The organism is Streptomyces sp. SLBN-8D4, assembly GCF_049739545.1.
Classification (GTDB): Bacteria; Actinomycetota; Actinomycetes; order Streptomycetales; family Streptomycetaceae; genus Streptomyces; species Streptomyces canus_C.
In genome coordinates this window covers 8,610,228-8,627,172 of record NZ_JBMGQC010000001.1, presented here as the reverse complement: position 1 = coordinate 8,627,172, position 16,945 = coordinate 8,610,228, and the positions used below count along the sequence as shown (strand labels likewise).

19 protein-coding genes are annotated in these 16,945 nt (G+C 70.0%); 1 reads left to right on the top strand and 18 read right to left on the bottom strand.

Features of this window, described 5'->3' with window-relative positions:
* The first annotated feature begins 102 nt into the window (after positions 1-102).
* A complete protein-coding gene (locus tag RKD20_RS39095; RefSeq protein ID WP_424881820.1) occupies positions 103-3,135 on the top strand; it encodes a Tn3 family transposase in 3,033 nt (1,010 codons plus the stop codon).
* 614 nt (positions 3,136-3,749) lie between these two features.
* On the opposite strand, the gene RKD20_RS39090 is transcribed toward RKD20_RS39095, so the two are convergent.
* The 18 genes from RKD20_RS39090 to RKD20_RS39005 form a co-directional block, all read right to left on the bottom strand.
* Entirely contained in the window at positions 3,750-4,238 is a 489-nt protein-coding gene (locus RKD20_RS39090) for a hypothetical protein (protein WP_424881819.1), read from the bottom strand.
* A gap of 30 nt (positions 4,239-4,268) precedes the next feature.
* Positions 4,269-5,132 (bottom strand): DUF317 domain-containing protein, encoded by an 864-nt coding sequence (locus RKD20_RS39085; RefSeq protein ID WP_424881818.1) that lies wholly within the window; start codon positions 5,130-5,132, stop codon positions 4,269-4,271.
* A gap of 45 nt (positions 5,133-5,177) precedes the next feature.
* A complete protein-coding gene (locus RKD20_RS39080) occupies positions 5,178-5,831 on the bottom strand; it encodes an HAD family hydrolase (RefSeq protein WP_424881817.1) in 654 nt (217 codons plus the stop codon).
* Complete coding sequence (locus tag RKD20_RS39075) at positions 5,828-6,991, bottom strand: MFS transporter (RefSeq protein WP_424881816.1); 1,164 nt, start codon at positions 6,989-6,991, stop codon at positions 5,828-5,830. The genes RKD20_RS39080 and RKD20_RS39075 overlap by 4 nt, the downstream gene beginning before the upstream one ends.
* A complete protein-coding gene (locus RKD20_RS39070; RefSeq protein ID WP_424881815.1) occupies positions 6,988-8,223 on the bottom strand; it encodes an ATP-grasp domain-containing protein in 1,236 nt (411 codons plus the stop codon). The genes RKD20_RS39075 and RKD20_RS39070 overlap by 4 nt, the downstream gene beginning before the upstream one ends.
* Positions 8,224-8,296: 73 nt before the next feature.
* Entirely contained in the window at positions 8,297-8,596 is a 300-nt protein-coding gene (locus RKD20_RS39065; protein ID WP_424881814.1) for a hypothetical protein, read from the bottom strand.
* A gap of 28 nt (positions 8,597-8,624) precedes the next feature.
* Positions 8,625-9,860, bottom strand: a complete 1,236-nt coding sequence (locus tag RKD20_RS39060) for an MFS transporter (protein WP_424881813.1) — start codon at positions 9,858-9,860, stop codon at positions 8,625-8,627.
* Positions 9,857-10,375 (bottom strand): regulator, encoded by a 519-nt coding sequence (locus RKD20_RS39055; protein ID WP_424881812.1) that lies wholly within the window; start codon positions 10,373-10,375, stop codon positions 9,857-9,859. Before RKD20_RS39055 ends, RKD20_RS39060 begins: the two co-directional genes overlap by 4 nt.
* Positions 10,372-11,214, bottom strand: a complete 843-nt coding sequence (locus tag RKD20_RS39050) for a winged helix-turn-helix transcriptional regulator (RefSeq protein ID WP_424881811.1) — start codon at positions 11,212-11,214, stop codon at positions 10,372-10,374. Before RKD20_RS39050 ends, RKD20_RS39055 begins: the two co-directional genes overlap by 4 nt.
* Positions 11,215-11,254: 40 nt before the next feature.
* Entirely contained in the window at positions 11,255-11,668 is a 414-nt protein-coding gene (locus RKD20_RS39045; protein WP_424881810.1) for a hypothetical protein, read from the bottom strand.
* Positions 11,669-11,678: 10 nt separating this feature from the next.
* Complete coding sequence (locus RKD20_RS39040; protein ID WP_424881809.1) at positions 11,679-12,122, bottom strand: hypothetical protein; 444 nt, start codon at positions 12,120-12,122, stop codon at positions 11,679-11,681.
* A complete protein-coding gene (locus tag RKD20_RS39035; protein WP_424881808.1) occupies positions 12,119-12,595 on the bottom strand; it encodes a hypothetical protein in 477 nt (158 codons plus the stop codon). The genes RKD20_RS39040 and RKD20_RS39035 overlap by 4 nt, the downstream gene beginning before the upstream one ends.
* 97 nt (positions 12,596-12,692) lie before the next feature.
* Positions 12,693-13,004: an SH3 domain-containing protein gene (locus RKD20_RS39030; protein WP_424883422.1), complete on the bottom strand. Its 312-nt coding sequence runs from the start codon at positions 13,002-13,004 to the stop codon at positions 12,693-12,695.
* A 181-nt stretch (positions 13,005-13,185) separates the two neighbouring features.
* On the bottom strand, positions 13,186-13,935 hold the full coding sequence (locus tag RKD20_RS39025; RefSeq protein WP_424881807.1) for a hypothetical protein: 750 nt from the start codon (positions 13,933-13,935) through the stop codon (positions 13,186-13,188).
* A 17-nt stretch (positions 13,936-13,952) separates the two neighbouring features.
* Entirely contained in the window at positions 13,953-14,651 is a 699-nt protein-coding gene (locus tag RKD20_RS39020) for a hypothetical protein (RefSeq protein WP_424881806.1), read from the bottom strand.
* Between the two features lie 18 nt (positions 14,652-14,669).
* Positions 14,670-15,158 (bottom strand): hypothetical protein, encoded by a 489-nt coding sequence (locus RKD20_RS39015; RefSeq protein ID WP_424881805.1) that lies wholly within the window; start codon positions 15,156-15,158, stop codon positions 14,670-14,672.
* Positions 15,155-15,706: a DUF4913 domain-containing protein gene (locus RKD20_RS39010; RefSeq protein WP_424881804.1), complete on the bottom strand. Its 552-nt coding sequence runs from the start codon at positions 15,704-15,706 to the stop codon at positions 15,155-15,157. The genes RKD20_RS39015 and RKD20_RS39010 overlap by 4 nt, the downstream gene beginning before the upstream one ends.
* Before the next feature lie 241 nt (positions 15,707-15,947).
* Positions 15,948-16,703 (bottom strand): DNA-methyltransferase, encoded by a 756-nt coding sequence (locus RKD20_RS39005; protein ID WP_424881803.1) that lies wholly within the window; start codon positions 16,701-16,703, stop codon positions 15,948-15,950.
* Positions 16,704-16,945: the final 242 nt, after the last annotated feature.

Here is a 16,945-nt window from a genome sequence, read left to right as displayed (position 1 = left end):
AAAATGTGCCATAAGGCCGGTCACCCCCGAAGTCCGGTTTGACCCGGCCCAGTCGAGGGCCTGAATCTGCCCCGCGTGACAATCCGATCGTCAGGAGAGGTAATGCTCGGCGCAGAGGAGCGGCAGGAGTTGAGCGCGGGGTACCCGTCGTTCGTCAATGGAATCCCGGAGCGCGACTGGCCCCATCTCCGGCTGGGCGAGGAAGACCAGCGGCTGATCCAGAGCAAGCGGGGGGAGCACAACCGTCTCGGCCTTGCCGTGCAGCTGACGGTCGTACGCTTCCTGGGTCGTTTCCAGACTGACATGGAGAGGATCCCCGAGGAACTGGTGCTGCGCGTGGGCGCGCAACTCGGCATCTCCGACCCGCTCGCCAAGATCAGGCTGTACGGGGAGAACGGCGACACCGTTCGAAAGCACGTCAGAGAGATCAGACGGGAACACGGTTGGACTTCCTTCGTGGAGGGCGAGGCCCAGTTCGTGGCCTGGTTGGAAGACCGGCTGAAGTACTCCACGGACGGCCCGAAGGCGATGACGCTCCAGGCCCTGGTCTGGCTCCGCGGGCAGCGTGTGCTCCTCCCCCGATACTCGACGCTGCGTGACCTGGTGACGCTCTGCCGAGGTAGAGCCGAAGACGCGGTGTCGAAGGAACTCGTCTCCAAAATGAGCCGTCAACAGGTCCGCATTGTCGACCGGTTGATGGAGGTTCCCGCCGACGAGCGCACCAGTCGCCTGGACGGCCTGCGTCGCGGGGTCGGCGTGCCCTCGTGGGCGAACTTCGTGAAGGCGCTGTCACGCGCGGACGAGATCCGCGCTCTCGGGTTCATTGGTGTGGATGTCTCGTCCATCCCCGACCGCAAGTTGGCGCAGCTAGCCGATCACGCCTTGACCGAGCGGGTACCGCGCTTGAAGGAGCAGACCGGCAAGCGGGCTGCGGTACTTGCGGCCATCAAGCGCCTGGAGACGAGCGCCTTGGACGATGCCATCGACATGCTCGACAAGCTGATCACCGAGGGCTTCATCGCCAAACCCAAGAGGTGGGCCGACAAGGCCCTCGTCGACTCCTACCCGAAGTTCGCCCCTGACGGCACCCTGACCGCACAGGCGCTGCTCGCCGTCCTGGAATCCGTGGCGGAGAGCATCGACCACGACAGCGGTGAAATCACCGACCCAGTCACCGACACCGACTCCACGCGCGCGGTGCTGGAGACGGTCGCTGACCGGGACACTCTCCTGCGGGCGGCCAAGAATCTCCTGGAGTACATGCCGGCCCAGGACTCCGATACCCATGAGGTCCGTCGTGCCAAGGCACTGGACCGGTTCCGAGACGTACGGACGTTTGTACCCGTCCTTGTCGGCAGGGTCCGCTTCGGCGCACGTCCCGCGGGCCAGGCAGCACTGACCGCGCTCCACGCTTTGCCGCCTCTCCTGGATCGCGAGGACGTACGGCTCGATGACATCGACACCAGGTTGTTGAAAGGTTCCTGGAAGCGCCTCGTGGAAGGTGAACCCGAACAGTCCGACGGCGCGGTGAACCTGGCGGCATACGCGCTGTGTGTGGTGGAGACCTTCCACCGGCATCTGTACAAACGAGAGATCTTCGTTCAGGGCTGTTCCCGCTGGGGAGACCTGCTCGCGCGACTCCTGTCAGGCGAGGTCTGGGCACAGGCCCGGCCCAGCCTGCTCACCAGCTTGGATCTGCCCGAAGACCCCGGCGCCTACCTCGACCGCGCTGGTAGAAGCCTGCACGCCGGCCTCGTCAGAGTCGCCTCCCGCATGCCCGAGGGCGCTCAAATCACGCTCGGCAGCGGTGACTTGGTCCTGCCGAAGGGGCGGCCACCGCGTCCATCGAGCCTGAGTCGCCAAGTGGAGAAGATGCTCCCCAAGGTAGAACTGCCCCAAGTGGTGCTGGACGTGCTGAGCCGGACCGGCGGGATCGCCGCGTTCACCACACGCAACGGCAACCCCTCCCCTTACCCGGAATTCGAGCTGTCCGTAGCCGCCGTGATGGTCGCGTACGGCTGCAATATCGGCCTCGAAGCCGTCGCGAACGAAGAAAAGGACGCCCTCAAGCTCGACCGCCTCACCAGCATCAGCCGCGAATACTTCCGCCCCGATGTGATCGAGGCGTGCACCACCCTCATGCTCGGCGCGGAGAGCGAGGCACTCACCAGCTTGCAGTTGGACGGGGAGCGCCTCGCCTCCGTGGACGGCCACCGCTTCGTCATCCCCACACCACAGCCTGACCTGCGCGTCGCGCCCGAAGGCAATTCCGAGGTCACCTGGCTGACGATGCTGACGGAGCAGGCCATCCAGCTGTCCGGGCGCATGGTCAGCGGCCGGCCCAGCGCTGCGCTGGAGGCACTCAACACCCTTACGACGTACCGGGACCAGACCAGCGTCCCGGACAGCCGCCACCCCGAAGCCATCGTCGCAGAGGCCGGAACGCACGAGGACCTCGTCTTCGGCCTTCTGACCCTGTCCGGCTACTCCTACCAGCCCGCCCCGCACCAGATCAACGACACCAGGCTATGGCGCATCGACAGGTCAGCGGACTACGGACCCCTCCAGGGCGCAACACGTCGGCAGATCGACCTTTCGCAGATCGCGGCAAACTGGGAAGACATCCTGCGGGTGATCGGCTCGATCCACCACGGTGCCGTCAGCGCACACGACGCGCTGCGGATCGTGACCCGCAACGGCCAGCCCACCGACCTCGGATCAGCGATCGTCTCCTTCGGGCGCATCGCCAAAACACGTCACCTGCTCCGCCTCTACGACAACCCTGAGTACCGGCACGGGATCGAAGCACAGAGCCGGCTGCACAAGGAACGCGCCGACCTCGCCAGGCGTATCTGTCACGGCATCGACGGCCCCTTCCCCGACTACTACCCCGGTCTGGAAAACCGGCTCGGTGTTCTTGGCCTCGTCCTCAACACCGTGGCCCTCTTCAACACGGTCTACATCCAGAAGATCGTCGAGAAGATGCGCGCCCAGGGCAAGGTCATCTCCCAAAGCGACCTCCGCCAGCTCCCTCGGATGATGTACGGCCACATCAACATGCGCGGCCGATTCCACTTCGAGCCGCCTACCGACACGATGTTCGAGATCCCCGACGTGGAACCGGATCCCCCCTGACGACCGCAGGCCCAGGTGGAGCCCTCCCTTAGAACTACTGAACGGTGAGCAGCTCCGCCTCCCGCCCCAGCCGGTACCTCACCGAGGTACCGGCTTCGTCCTTGCCCGCCCATGTCCACGTTCACCACCCGTGGAGGGTGGCCCCCTCGCACCCCGACGCCGCGTCAACTTCGATGGGGCCGGAGCAAGAGGAACTCCCGTTCTCAGTCCAGCCGAGTCAGGCCAGACCTTTGACCAGGTAACACACCCCTTAACCCACATTTTTGAGATCTTGGTCGCCGAACGGGAAGGCCGGCGTGAAACGAATGCCCCACAGGGAAACTGAGCGGGCGCGCCACGGAGATGGCCATCGTGCACAGACGGTTAGCGGCCACCGCCCTAGGACATCCCGGAGATCGGCACCTCACGGCATTGGGATAGGTCACAGGAGTTGAGCTCCCACAGCCTCGGATGTGTCCGAACCCCTATTCCGGAGGGCAGCCCGATCACTCCCACCGCGGCCCAGAACGCTCGGCACCCGGCGCCCCGGGCGGTCTGACCCCGTGCCAGAGTGATCCGCATGATCCCCGCGCACGTTCCCGATGAGCCACCGCTGACGTGGTGCAGGGCGCGGCTCAACGGGCTCGGCCGCCGCTACGGGCGACGGACACGGCGGGAGCCGTGTGCGCGGTCCGGCCCGCGGTGCGGTGCGGCGCGGACGCGGTCCAGGCGCCGGGGAACCAGACGGCGGTGTACTGCTCGATGGCGTCGCGCAACCCGGTGGTGACGGCCCCCTCCCACGGCGGCTGGCCGGGACGGTGGTACGTGTCGAAGGTGCCGTACTGCTTGGTGTTCGGCCGGGTGTTGGTGGCTTCGTCGCGGCGGTGGAACGTGCCGTGGTCCAGGAAGCTGAGGGCGACTGCGTCGATCTCGCCACGTTCCGGGTGGACGACCGCCAGGCGCAGGCCGCCGTAGGTGTCCGCGTGGATGGTGCGGCTGAAGTCGATCCGCAGCCGCGGGGGCGTGCCAGGGGTCGGGGCGGCGTAGTAGGTGTTGCCCACGACGGCGTGGTCGTGGAAGGGGAGGCACAGCTCGGCGAAGAACTCGGGAGCCTGCAGGGACAAGAGGTGTCTCCGGTCGGGTTCGGGCTGGTCCTACCGGCGTGGACCGGGCAGGGCCGGTCGGCTGGTGGTGGTGCTCCAGCGCGGGACGCTGGCCGCGGGGAGCGCGGCCGGGCGGCGGGACGCAACGGCCCGCTGCACGTCGAGCGGGGTGGGGGACTGCGGTCCGGGCGGAAGGATCGGGGTGAGCCGGGCCATGCCCTTGATGTAGCTGGAGGTCGCGTCGCGCCACCGGGGCAGCGGAGCCGGATCGGCGACGCACTCGGTGACGGCGGTGAGCAGGGCGACGGGGGTGTCGGTGCTGGCCGTGGCGTACCAGACGGGCCGGTCGATGGACTTGCCCGCCCACAGCTGCCAGCGGGCGTCCCGCGTCGTCAGCTCGGCTTCGGGATCGAGGTCGCCGGTGGTGAATTCCAGTCCGGCGAGGCCGTCCGGGGCCTGGACGGCGAAGACGCCCCAGCGCGGGCGGTCGATCTCCCAGCCCTGTTTCAGAAGCGGGACGACGGCGAGGAAGGGGTCGTGCTCGTCGTTCCCGGAGACCGGCCGGGCGAGGTAGGCGTCCGGCCCCTGTTCGTACGCCGTGGCGAGGACGGTGGTGAACGCCTGGACGAACTCGGTGGGGACGCGGTCGTTGAAACAAACGCCCCACGCCGGCGGGCCGAAGGAGTCCTTGTAGGCGTTGATGCGCCAGAGCCCGTCATCCTCACCTTCGGGCAGGTAGCCCAGGCCCACGCGCCGGTCAGGCGCGCTCAGGTACACGTTGGAGTCCTCGTCGTAGCGGAGGTCCCAGCCGAGGTCGAGCAGCGGGGCGAGGGCGGGGTCGCCGGTTCCGGTGGTGGAGGCGAGATGGCGGGGGGAGACGTAGACGTCGCCGTCGATCTCTTCGGTGTCGGGCACGAATGTCCTGGGGTCGGGATGGTGGTGGGTGGGGCGGCATGCCGGTCAGGAAGCAGGGTTGTTGGCCGGTGCGGGCAGCAACTGCTGTTCCAGATCTGCGGGTTGGCCGGTGTAGTGCAGGGTGCGCAGGCCCAGCTCGGCGGCGGCCCGGCAGTTGTCTTCGCGGTCGTCGACGAATAGCACGCGCCCGGGGTCGGCGATGCCGGTGGCGGCCAGGGCGTGTTCGTAGACGGCCGGATCGGGCTTGCACAGGCCCAGGCGGGCGGAGTACAGGGCGTCGGTCATCAGCTCGCGCCGCCAGTCGGTGGCGTCCAAGGCGTCGCTGAGGTGGGCCGGGGCGTTGGAGAGCAGCACCATCGGCAGTTCCGCGGCCCGGGCGCGGTGCAGGATGTCAAGGACGCGCGGGTCGGTGCGGGTCCACATGGTGGTGTCGGCGGCGCGCAGGGTGCGCAGCCACCGCGGGCCGGGGTGATGGCCGAGGACCTTGGCCCAGTACGCGAGATCGCTCAGTTCGCCTGCGTCGTAGGCGTTCCGGGGTGCCCAGAAGGCGTCCTGGAAGGAGGGGAGGTGTGGGTGGGGCCACTCCGCGAGGTCGGCGAGACGGGCCCACATGGCGGTGCTGGGCTGCAGCCCGAGGACCCCGTTGTAGTCGAGGATCGCGGCGTCCAGGCCGGTCGGGGAGGCGGAGGTGCGGGTCAAGGGGTCGTTTTCTCCAGGGCTTTGGGGGCGAGGGTGGCGACGACGGCGGCGAGGAGGGCTGGCAGCAGCAGCGCGTGTGGCAGGGCGGTGACGGTGGCGAGGGCGCCTATGAGAGCGGGGCCGGCGAGCAGGCCGACGTAGCCGGTGACCGCGACGGTGGCGACCGCGCGGGGGCCGCCGGCGCCGGCGGCAGTGATCAGGCTGGGGATGGTGACGGACAGCCCCAGGCCGAAGGCCGTCCAGCCGAGCAGGGCGAAAGCGATGGTGGAGCCGGCCAGTCCGGTGGCGAGCCCGAGCGCGGCCAGGACCGCGCCGGTGCGCACGATGGCGGGTGCGCCGAAGCGGACGGTGAGCTGGTCTCCGGCGAGGCGACCCGCAGCCATGGCGGCGCTGTAGAGGCCGTACGCCGCGGCGCTGGTCGCGGCGCTCGCGCCGAGGTCGTGCAGGTGGACGGACGCCCAGTCGGCAGCAGCTCCCTCGCCCAGCAGAGTTGCCGCCGCCAGCACGCCCAGCAGCCAGAACCGAGGCCGCGACAGGCCCTCGCGTTCGCCCAAGCCGTGTGCAGCAGGGTTACGGACGGGCTCGAGTCCAGAGCTGGCGAGAGTCCGGGTAAGAGCCGCCGTGGCACCTACCGCCGCGGCAGCGCTGACTGCGACGCCAGTGAACAGAACGGTGTGCGCGGTGTGGGCGGTGGCCGCGGCCAGTGCGGCGCCGGTGAGGGCGCCGAGGCTGTAACTCGCGTGCAGCCGGCCCATGATGGGGCGGCCGTGTGCCTCCTGACAGCGGACCGCTGCGGCATTGGCTGCGACATCGAGGACGCCGTGCGCGACACCGAAGACGAACGCCGCCACCAGGAGGCTTTCCAGACTGCGGCAGACCCCGAGAACGGCGAGGCAGGCGGCGAGCGCAATGGCGCCGCTGGTCAGCAATGCGGGCAGGCGGGCCGGGTGGGAGAGGCGTCCGCCCGCCTGGAGCCCGGCGACCATGCCGAGGGCGGCAGCCAGCAGGACCAGGGCGAGCCCGCCGGTGCTCACCTCGGCCGCGTGCTGGACGGCGGGCATCCGGGCACCCCAGACGGCCATCACCACACCCAGCCCGGCGAAGTACCCGGTCAGCAGCCGGCGGCTGCGCGCCAACTCGGGCGCCATGATCACGTTCACGCGCCGTGCTCCCTCGTGGTCAGGGCCGCCAGCGGGACCGGGGCAACCTGGACGTCGAGGTGGCGGTACGCCTGCTGGGCGCGGGCTTCGGCGACGACGGCGGTCGGCCCGCTGGTGATCAGGAAGCCGATTCGGGCGGTGTACAGGTCGCCGCCGTCCTGGGGCAGCACGAGCTGATCTCCGGGCTGTCGCTGGAAACACACGCGCTCCACTCCCCCGACGGGCTCCTTCAGGCGGCGGGCGGTGAGGGTGCCGGAGTAGGCGGGGTAGATGATGCGGATCGCCGCGGCCTGGCCGCGGGTGGGCGTCAGGTCCGGGACACGGCCGCAGGCGATGTCGGCGGCGGCACGGGCGAGGTCGATGCCGGTGGCGAGGCGGACGAGGTGGCCGATCATGTCGCCGCCGATCCTGGCGTTGACCTCGATCAGCCGGGGCCGGCCGTCCACGAGGCGCATCTCGACGTGCTGCACGCCGTCGGTGATCCCCAGGGCCTTGACCGCAGCAGCGGCTGCCGGGGCGACCTGGGCCAGGAGCGGGTCGGTGGCATCGACGGTGTGGCCGGTCTCGTCGAAGTACGGGGCGGGGCCCAGGTGCTTGCGGGTCACGGCGACCGCGGTGGTCTCGCCGTGGTGGGTGACGCATTCGACGGAGACTTCCGGCCCGTCGAGGTACTCCTCGACCAGGACGCTGGTGTCCTCGCGGCTGCGGCTCGCGCCGGCCGAGGCGAACGCGAACGCGCCGGGCAGCTCTTCGGGACGGTCGACGCGGATCACGCCGATGCTGCCCGCGAACGCGGCGGGCTTGAGGACGGCGGGATAGCCGAGGGTCATCGTCGCAAGGCTGGCCTCCAGCAGGGTCCGCGCCTTCATCGACGCGGCCGACGGCACCCCGTGGCGGGCGAACAACGTACGGGCGGTGGCCTTGTTGCGGCAGCCGCGCATCACCTCAACGGAGGGCGAGGACAGACCGAGCACACGAGCAAGGCGGGCGGTGGGGACGAGGTGCCACTCGTCCCAGGTGACCACGCCGGCGAGGTCGTGTCGTTCCGCCAGGGCTCGGCCGGCGGCGAGCAGCGCAGTGGTGTCGTGCAGATCGACGACGACGTGATCGACGATGAACGGCTTCTCCCACGACGGCTCGGCACCGGTGAGCAGGACGACGTCGTACGCGGCAGCCACCTGCTCCAGGCAGTAGCCGCGATAGGTCTCGTCGCCGGGAGAAACGACAAGCACGAGAGGACGAGCGGACAAGAAGGGGTTCTCCGTATCGGTGGACGGCAGGACGAGAGAAGAGAGGGGGGGTGTCTCAGGCGGCACGGCGGCGCAGCTCGAACACGCTCGCCCAGTGCGGGTGTTCATCGATCAGGCGGCGGGCGTAGAGGGCGGTGAAGTTGTTGTTCAGCCCGGCGACGCCGTACGGGAGTTGGCGGCGCAGGTCTTCGAAGAGATCCTTCAAGCTGACCCGTGTGTCGCCGGCGGCCAGGCGGCGGGCGGCCATGCGTTCCAGAGCGCGGTAGACGTGCGGGTTGTGTGCGTCGAAGGCGTGGAACTGTTCGGTGATGGTGCGACCGCTCGCGCGGTTCGTCCCGAGGATGGCGGTGGGCATGAGGTTCTCCGCAGGCTGTGGGCGTGTGTCAGGTGCGCAGGGCGGAATCGGTGCGCAGGCGGGCGAAGGCGCAGAACAGGCCGAGGGCCTGCAGGGCGGCGCAGGCGGTTATGACGTGACCCAGTGCGTCGGGCGGGGTGAGCGCGGTGAGCACGCCGCCGATGGGGAAGGGCAGCAGGAGGATGAGGATGGTCGCCGACAGGGTGCTGCCGAACTTCTCCGGGGGGATCAGGCGGGAGCGCAGGGTGCGCAGGACGACCGTCATGCCGCCGTCTGCCCCCATGAGGACCGCGACCAGGACCAGGTAGGACCGGTAGTCGGGGGCCTGGGCGGCGGCGAGACAGGCGAGCGAAGCGAGGGCGGCGCAGGCCGCGCCGACTGGCCACAGGCCCAGGCGGTCGAGCGCGAACCGGCAGATGGTGACGGCCACGAGGGTGGCCGCCGCAGCGGCGGACCAGACCAGGCCGACGGCAGTGGTGGACTGCCCGAAGTGCTTGACGGTGATCACGGGACCGGCCGCTTGGAGAAGCCCGGTGGCCAGGTTGGACAGGGTCAGCCCGGTCACGAGCCAGCCGAGCGCGGGAAGCGAGCGGATGGTGCGCCACCCGGTGAGCAGTCCGGCCCCGGACTGGCGCTTCGGCGCGCGGGCAGGGGCGACCGGCGAGGGGGGTGTGCGCAGGGCGAGCAGCGCGGCGAGAAGCGAGAGCACGGTGATCACCGCGAGCATCGGCGGCGGGCCTGCGAGCAGGAGTACCCCCGCGAGCGCCGGGCCGACCAGCGTCGCGGTCTGGTCGATGCCGAGCAGGACGGCCTGGACGCGGTAGGCCCGCGCCCCCGCTCGGCGGCCAGCGGCGGCGCCTGCGGTCTCGGCCGCGATGTAGCTGAACTCGGTGAGCACGCCGGTCGTCGCCGCGAGCACCATCACGGTCGCGCTCGCGACGGTGCCGGACGGGTGGAGGTGGAGCAGGACCGCGCTGGCGGCGAGGGCCAGCGCGCGTCCCAGGGAGGCGAGGTGGAAGACGACGGCCGCCCCGCGCCGGTCGACGATCGATCCGGCCCACCCGAACGCCGCCAGCCGCGGGATCCACTCCAGAGCGAACGCCGCTCCCGTCAGCGCGGCGGAGCGCGTGGTGGCCAGGACCAGCAGCGGGATGCCATAGGTGTACATCGCGAACGCGAGAGCGTCCGCCGTGCGCGGCAGGTAGATGCTGCGCATCAGCCCGGCGGTGTGACGTGCAGGCCGGGGTGTAACCGCTGCGCTCACGCGACCGGCTCAGGCTCGGACACCCGGGTGACCTGGGGGTTGCCAGCCAGCCACTGGATCAGCAGAGCGCGGGGACGGGCAAGGTCCCCCTCGGCCTCGGCGCTGGGCAGGCGCCCGGCGGACGGCCACGAGAGACCGTCGGAGCGCTCGGTCATGAGCGAGGGCGCGAGGAGGTCGAGGACGTGGCGGATGCGACCGCTGAACTCGCAGACCGGTGCCGGGTAGGCGTGGCGTCGGGCCCAACGCGCAACCGCGTCGTACAGGTCGGCCAACTCCGAGCCGGACTCGGTGAGTTCCAGACCGGCGCCGGGCGCGACCCAAACGAGACCGTGGGCGCGGGCCGTCTCGGTAGCGCGGCGCAGCTGGTGCGAGGAAAGGTCGGGAAGGGTACCGGCCAGCCGCCGCGGCGGTATCGCCCCGTTGTCGTCGATCTCGGTGACCAGGCGAATCAAGGAGCGCGACGCCAGCAGCTCGACAGTGGTGCGTACTTCGACAGAGGTGAAGAAGGCAGTCATCGGCGCGGCCCTCCCGCCTGGATGGCCGCCTTCGGACGGGCGGTCGTGGCATGGGAGAAGAGATCGCGGTTGTGCCACGTCGGCGAAGTCCCCACCGTTCGGGCGGATGGAAGCGCTGCGGGGGTCGGCCGGGACTGGCTGCTGACCCACGACCTCGGCGCAGGCTTCGCCTGCGGGTGCCCCCAGACCGGGTGATGGGCCGCCTGATTGAGGGGCTGCCCGGCGGACCATGCGGACAGGGCACCCAGAACGGGGGCCAGGCCGTCGCCCGCCGCGGACAGGCGGTAGGGCTGGCCGATGCTGTCGGTGTCGACCAGGCCGTCGGCGACGAGTTGCCGCAGCGGCGGGTACACGTTGGTCCAGTCGCTGCTGGGCATCACGATCCGGGCCAGGGCCCTCCCGCTGACCTCCTCGCGGGACTTGAGCACCCACAGGATGGCGGCGGCGTGCCGCCGGGTGAGCAGGGTGAGGCTGTCCTCGATCTGCTCGATCGCGGGCAGCGGGCGGTCCGCCGTCTCCAGATGCTCCTCGGCCCAGGTGACGATCAACGGCAGGACCGGCAGCAGGGCCACGCCACGCTCGGTGAGGCCGTAGGTCACATTCCGCGCGGTGTGTTCGGTGCGCTCGACAAGACCGGCGTCGCACAGTGACTTGAGCTTGGGATGGAGCTGGCCGTTCTGCAGCCAGGACACCTTGGCCGCCAGCTCGCTGTAACGCAGCGGCGGGCCAGAGAGTGCCAGCAGGATCCTCACGTTCCAGCGCGGGGTGATCATGGCGAGGGCCTCGGTAACCCGGCCGATGTCGGCGTCGGTGTCAGGGGGCAGAGCGGTGATGGCCAAGGGAGGAACTCCAGGGTGAATGAAGGGGGATCGCCTGCGGTCAGCGGCTGTGCGCCGTGCTTTGAGCCGGAAGGGCCGGAGCCGGTAGCGGCGGCGAGGCAGTCGGCGGGGACGGCGCCGGGGCCGGGACGCGAGCCAGGCTCTGCAGAACAGCCAAGACCGACTTGGCCTGAACGTCGCGGACTGCGACGGCTTCGGCGAGCCGGCGTGAACCCTCGAGAAGGTGGGAGACCTCGTGCCGGCCGATCTGCCGCTCAGGGTGGATGAGGCGGGCGAGTTGGTCGCGGTGGAAGTCGATGCTGCCCTCGGCGAGGGCGAGGTCGTCGTGCATGCCGAGCAGAGCGGAGAGCATGCCGGGCGGCTGGTCCTGAGCGTGGGCTTCGAGGTCGGCGAGCGGCGCGCCGTACAGGTCCTCGATCCGTCCGGCTATCTCGGTGGACGTGAGGTGAGGCAAGCGGGGGCTTTCACGGTCGGCGGGCCCGGGCCGCCCCGGCACGTGTGGGTGCCGGGGCGGCGGACAGGGGCAGGGTTGCGATGGCCCTGAGCTGCGTCGTGCGGACGGACCGGGCCCGCTGGTCGGGCGGCGGCATGGTGAGCAGCAACTCGCCGAGGGCTGCGCGGTAGCAGTCGCGGGCATCGAGCGCCGCCTCCAGCCACTGCGCGTCGAAGCGGAGCTTGTCCGCCGACAGCTCGCCCATGTCGCGGTCCGGATCCATGTCCGCGTGCACGCGGTCCCGGACGCGGGCGACCTGCTCCTCGGTCAGAGCCAGGAAGGAGCGCAGCTCCAGGGCACGGGCGAGCGCGGGAGAGGCGTCGGGTACGGCAGCCGCCTCGTGCAGCCCGGGGACCGGGTTCCCGAAGACCTTCTGCAGATCGGCGTCCATGGTGCTGGTCTTGAACCGGCTCATCGGACGGGCCTTCCCGCCCGCGACGCCGACGCCGGTGTACCCGCGGGCCAGTGGGGAGCGCTGGTTGGCACCGCCGGACCGGTTCGGGGGCGAAGGCGGGCGAGCCGTTCGGCGGCGAGGTCCTTCTTGCCCGGAGCGTCCGGATCGAGGAGCCACCGCACGACCAGGGCCCGGCCGTCGCGGGCGGTGACGGCCGCGTTCACGCGGTGTGCGAGGCCCATCGTCGGGTCGTCGACCTCGCTGGGCTGCGTTTCCAGCGCGGCGAGCAGGTCGTCCTCCGCGTGGTCGAGCACCAACTGGGCCTGGACGAGAAGGCCGTGCCACTTGACGACGTCAGTGGCGTCAGGATTCGCGGTCGGCGCGGCGGCGACCGCGGCCTTCAACTGGTCCATGTCCATGGCGAAGCTCGCTTCGATCCGTTCGGTGAGCACGCCCACGACATCCTCAGCGTCATCGGATATGCCGTCGGACAAAAGGAAACTCCTGTTCTGGAAAGGCGATGCCTGGGGGAATGTGAGGAGCGGCCGTACCCGGCGGCTCAGCCGCTTACGGGCACCTGCTGAATTCCTGTCAGTCCAGGCACATCCGGGTGTCGCGGTAGACGTAGGTGCCGGAGACCCAGCCCTTGACGCCAGTGGTCCGGTCGGTGATGTAAAGCCAGTTGCCGCTCTTCTTGTGCACGGTGAACTTGTGGCTCTTGTAGAGCACGCCGACCGCAGTGGACTTCGAGCTGGCCCTGGAGCGGATGGTCACAGCGGATGCGTGGACCTTGTACGGCAGCGGCGGGAGGTACGAGCAGGGGGTAACCACCGAGGCGGCAGCACCGGGGGCCGCGCTCGCGGGCGCAGTGGACAGGATCGGGAGTGCGAGTGCGCCGAGCATCGCCGCGGATATGACAATTCGGGTGGAGCGCATGCGGAAGAAACCTCCGTGAAGGCATAGGGATTGCGTGGATTGGCGCCGCGGGGTTGTCCCGGCGGCTGTATAAGAGTCCGGAGAATCGCCGGTTTGGCTAACCGGCGATCGTCGGCTATGTTGCGCCGCGCCCGGTCGGCTCGGCCGTTTAGCGCGAGCGGCCGGGCGGGCGCGGAGCAGAGGCCTTCGGCCCGGCGGCCGGGCGGGTGGCTGCCGCTTCCGGGCGGACCGGCGGCAGAGGGCCGGCCTCGCCGGTGAGCCGATCGTCGCACCACTGCAGGGCCTCGCCGACCGTGGCGAATCCGCCCTCGCGCAGGGTGTGGGTCCAGGCGTCGGTGTCGACCTCCTCGACCACGACGCGGAACGGGGAGGGGGCTCGCTCGTCCAGGGCGCGCAGGGCCACGACGGTGACCATGTCGTCCGGGTCGTCGCGGGTGTAGGAGTAGCCCATGGCGTAGTGGTCGCCGTCGCCCGCGAGGCGTCGCTCCAGCGCACGCGTCGCCTCGTCGGCCGGCGGTGGCCCCAACTCGGGGTTGAGTCCGATGGCGTCGGGCGGGCAGCCGCAGTGGATGAGCCAAGACTGCGCCATCGCGGGCAGCGGCAGCAGAGCCTGCTCGAAGTCGAACGTCGCCTTCTCCCGGTCCCGCTTCAAGTGCACGGCGACGTACTGCGGCATGCCTGGGTGCCCGTAAGTGGCGGTGCGATCGAACACGACGTAGTAGCTGTGCGCGCCGTCGGGAGTGTGGTGTTCGGCGAGGGGGACGAGCATGTCCTCGCGGACGGCGACCTGACGGTAGAAGTCGAGAGACATCTCCTCGTCGGCATCGAAGTCGTCCAGCTCGAAGTCGACTTGGGGAATGAACGTCCGAGTCAGCGCCGGTTCGGTGGGAGACAACAAGGGCCTTTCGATGGAGTTCAGCGACGCTGCGCCGGGGTGGACGGCCGCGTGCCGGACCGGGCCGGGAGCTTCGGCGCCTGGGTCGTGGGGGTCCGTCGGGTGGCGAACAGCGCGGCGCGTCCGGCGTCGGTGAGTGCGACCGGCTGGCCGGCGTGCACGGGGTGGCTGGTGTCCCGGACGACCAGGCCGACGTCCTCCAGCCGCTGCAGCTTGGCGTGAGGGATGCGGGTGCCGGAGGCGGCTGTGACGGACATCCGGCCGGTCAGTAGGTGTTCGTAGAGCTTGGCGCCGCCGGCGATGGCGAGCAGCGCCGCCTGGTCGTCCGTCGAGAGCGGCTTCGCGCCGGGCATCGAGGCCGCCGGGGCGGCCTCGATGGGCTCCAGGGCGGCGAGTACTTTCCGGGCAGCGGCGTCCCGTGCGACGGTGGCCTCCTTCAGCTGGTCCACGGAGCGGTCGATGCGCGTGAACAGGGCTGCATCGACGTCGAACTCGCCGCTGGAAAGGCGGTTGAGGAGGCGGAGGTAGAAGGTGACGCCGGTCTGGGTCTTGGCCAACTCGCGGTGTAGGTCGACCAGGTGGGCGTGTGGCTCGTCGAGGACGCCCCGGTCGCGGTAGGCCCACAGGGTGTCGATGTCGTGGCCGGTGACGGCTTCGAGACGATGGTCGAGCGGGGAGACCGCACGCCGGGCTGGTGTCGGCGTGGGTTGAGGGGGCATAGGCGACGCTCCGTGCGTTCAGCGGGTGTGATGGTGGTGCGCGGGGTTCTGTGCGGGACGGGGCAGACCCGGCAGTGCGGTGGGTGGCGGACCGGGCCGGGGCGCGGGAGTGCGGGTGGTCAGCTGCGGGGAGCGGGAACGGGCCGCGTGGGTGCGGGCGCTCAGCGGCCGGCGGGTCATCCCCAGGCGGCGGCCGACCTCGTCGTAGACGTCATTGCCTGCACGTGGCCGGACCGCGACGACGTGAATGTCCTTCTGATGCGCGGACTCCGCAGGCGCCGGACGGACGCCGTAGACGACGCGCCAGTCCTTGCGGGAGTCCACGAACAGCTTGCGATAGCCCTCCAGGTCACCGTCGAGGCGTAGCCCGAAGCGTTGCGCGTTCACGACGTCTTGCAGGTAGGCGAGGGTGAGGTCGCGGATATCGCTGGGTGCCTGGAGGAGATCGGTCAGCGCGCGGGGGTCGAAGCTCAGTCCGAAGGCGGGCTGTCCCGCTCCCGTGGTCATGAAGTCGGCTCGTCCGGCTCGGCGGTCCCGGCTGCCTGCGCCGTGGACGCCGTCTCCGTGCGCACGGACGGCGGCGGGCCGGGCAGAAGACGGTGCGCGGGTCGGTCGGGAGAGGTCATGCAGGCCGACAGCGGGCCGCCCGGTGCGCGGATCGCCGCGACAGCGTGGGTGAGGAAGTCCCGGTGCCACACGAACAGGCCGGAGAGTCCGGCTTCGGGGTCCTTGTGCTGCTGGTACGCGAGCCACAGAGCGTGGAGCCAGGCCACGACATCGTCGTGTTCCTGCCACTGCAGGCACCAGGGCGCCGCGGTGGTGACCTCCGACCCGTACACCGGGAGGAAGAAGTCGTCGACCCAGTCCGACAGAGCGTCGAGTTCGTCCTCCCTTTCCTCCCCGTCAAGTTCCAGGATCGGGCGGGGTTCCGGCGGAGCGGCGGCAGGCGGCCCGCCGAGCCCCGGCATGCCGAACGCGGCGAACGGCGATCCGCTCGGTGCCGGGGCGGACGCGAGGTGGTCGAGTTGCTGCGCCTGTTGCGCCGACTGCTCCATGAGCCTTCGGACGCTCGCCTCGATTCCCTCCAGCTGCGGATCGGGTAGGCGAACCGGCTCCAACTCCCCATCGTCAGGCGGTTTTGTGGATTCGGGCATGAAAGAGTTCGGCCTCCTACGAGACGCGGAATGAGAGAAAGACGGAAAGCGCGACGCGCGGGCCGGGCAGCGAGACAAGAGTCCGCTCCGCCGGAATGCCATCCAGGGCGTCAAGCTCCTTAACGTGGAGCGCGCTCGCGGCTCAAGCGGTGAGAATCACGTCGTCTTGTGTGAGGGTCTCGCGGATCGTCTCGGTGAGCCGGTCGGCCGCAATCGACGCGTAGTGCTCGGTCTTCTCCACGCCGATGAAGTCCCGGCCTTCCAGCAGGGCGGAGACGCCCGTGGAGCCGGAGCCGGCGCAGAAGTCGAGCACCGTGCCGCCCGGCGGTGAGATCTTGACCAGCTCGCGCATCACCTCGACGGGCTTCTGCGTGATGTGCTGGCGCTTCGCCCCCGAGGGCTGCGACGCCGAGTACAAGCCGGGCAGATAGACCGGGTTCCGGGAGCCGTCGATCGCTCCCTTCGACGCCCAGACGATGAACTCGCAGTTTTGCGTGAACCGGCCCTTCTGCGGCCTGGCCTGCGGCTTGTGCCAGGCCAGCACTCCACGCCACAGCCATCCGGCCGCCTGGATCGCGTCCGTCGTGGTGGGCAGTTGGCGCCAGTCGGTGAACAGCAGCGCGGTCCCGCCGGTCTTTGTGAGGCGGTGGGCTTCGGTCATGACCTGCGTCAGCCAGAACCCGTACGACCTCTGGTCCATGTTCTCGCCGGTGAAGTCCGGCAGGGTGTGCTGGGCGTCGGCGGAGGTGTACTTCTGCTTCGCGGAGCGGGTGGTGCGCTCCTTCGCGGTCCTACCCCCGCTGTTGTACGGCGGATCGGTGATGACGGAGTCGACGCAGTCGTCCGGGAGGCCGGTGAGAACGCTGAGGGCGTCGCCCTGGTGCAGGGAAAAAGGCAAAGAGGAACCCCTATTCGGGTGCGGAAGCGCGGAGGGAACTCACCGCCTCGCACAGGAGTCCTCGCGGGCCGGAAGTGGGCATGCAGAAGCCCAGGGCCACAGACCGAGGAAGGCGAGGGGGGAGTCCAAAAACTGTAGACGCGAAAGCGCCGACGACCAAAAAGTGCCCTGCCGAGGTACCGGTTTCCGGCACCTCACGCCGACTTTTTGGTCAACCGCCGATCCGCGCCTACTGTTTTTGA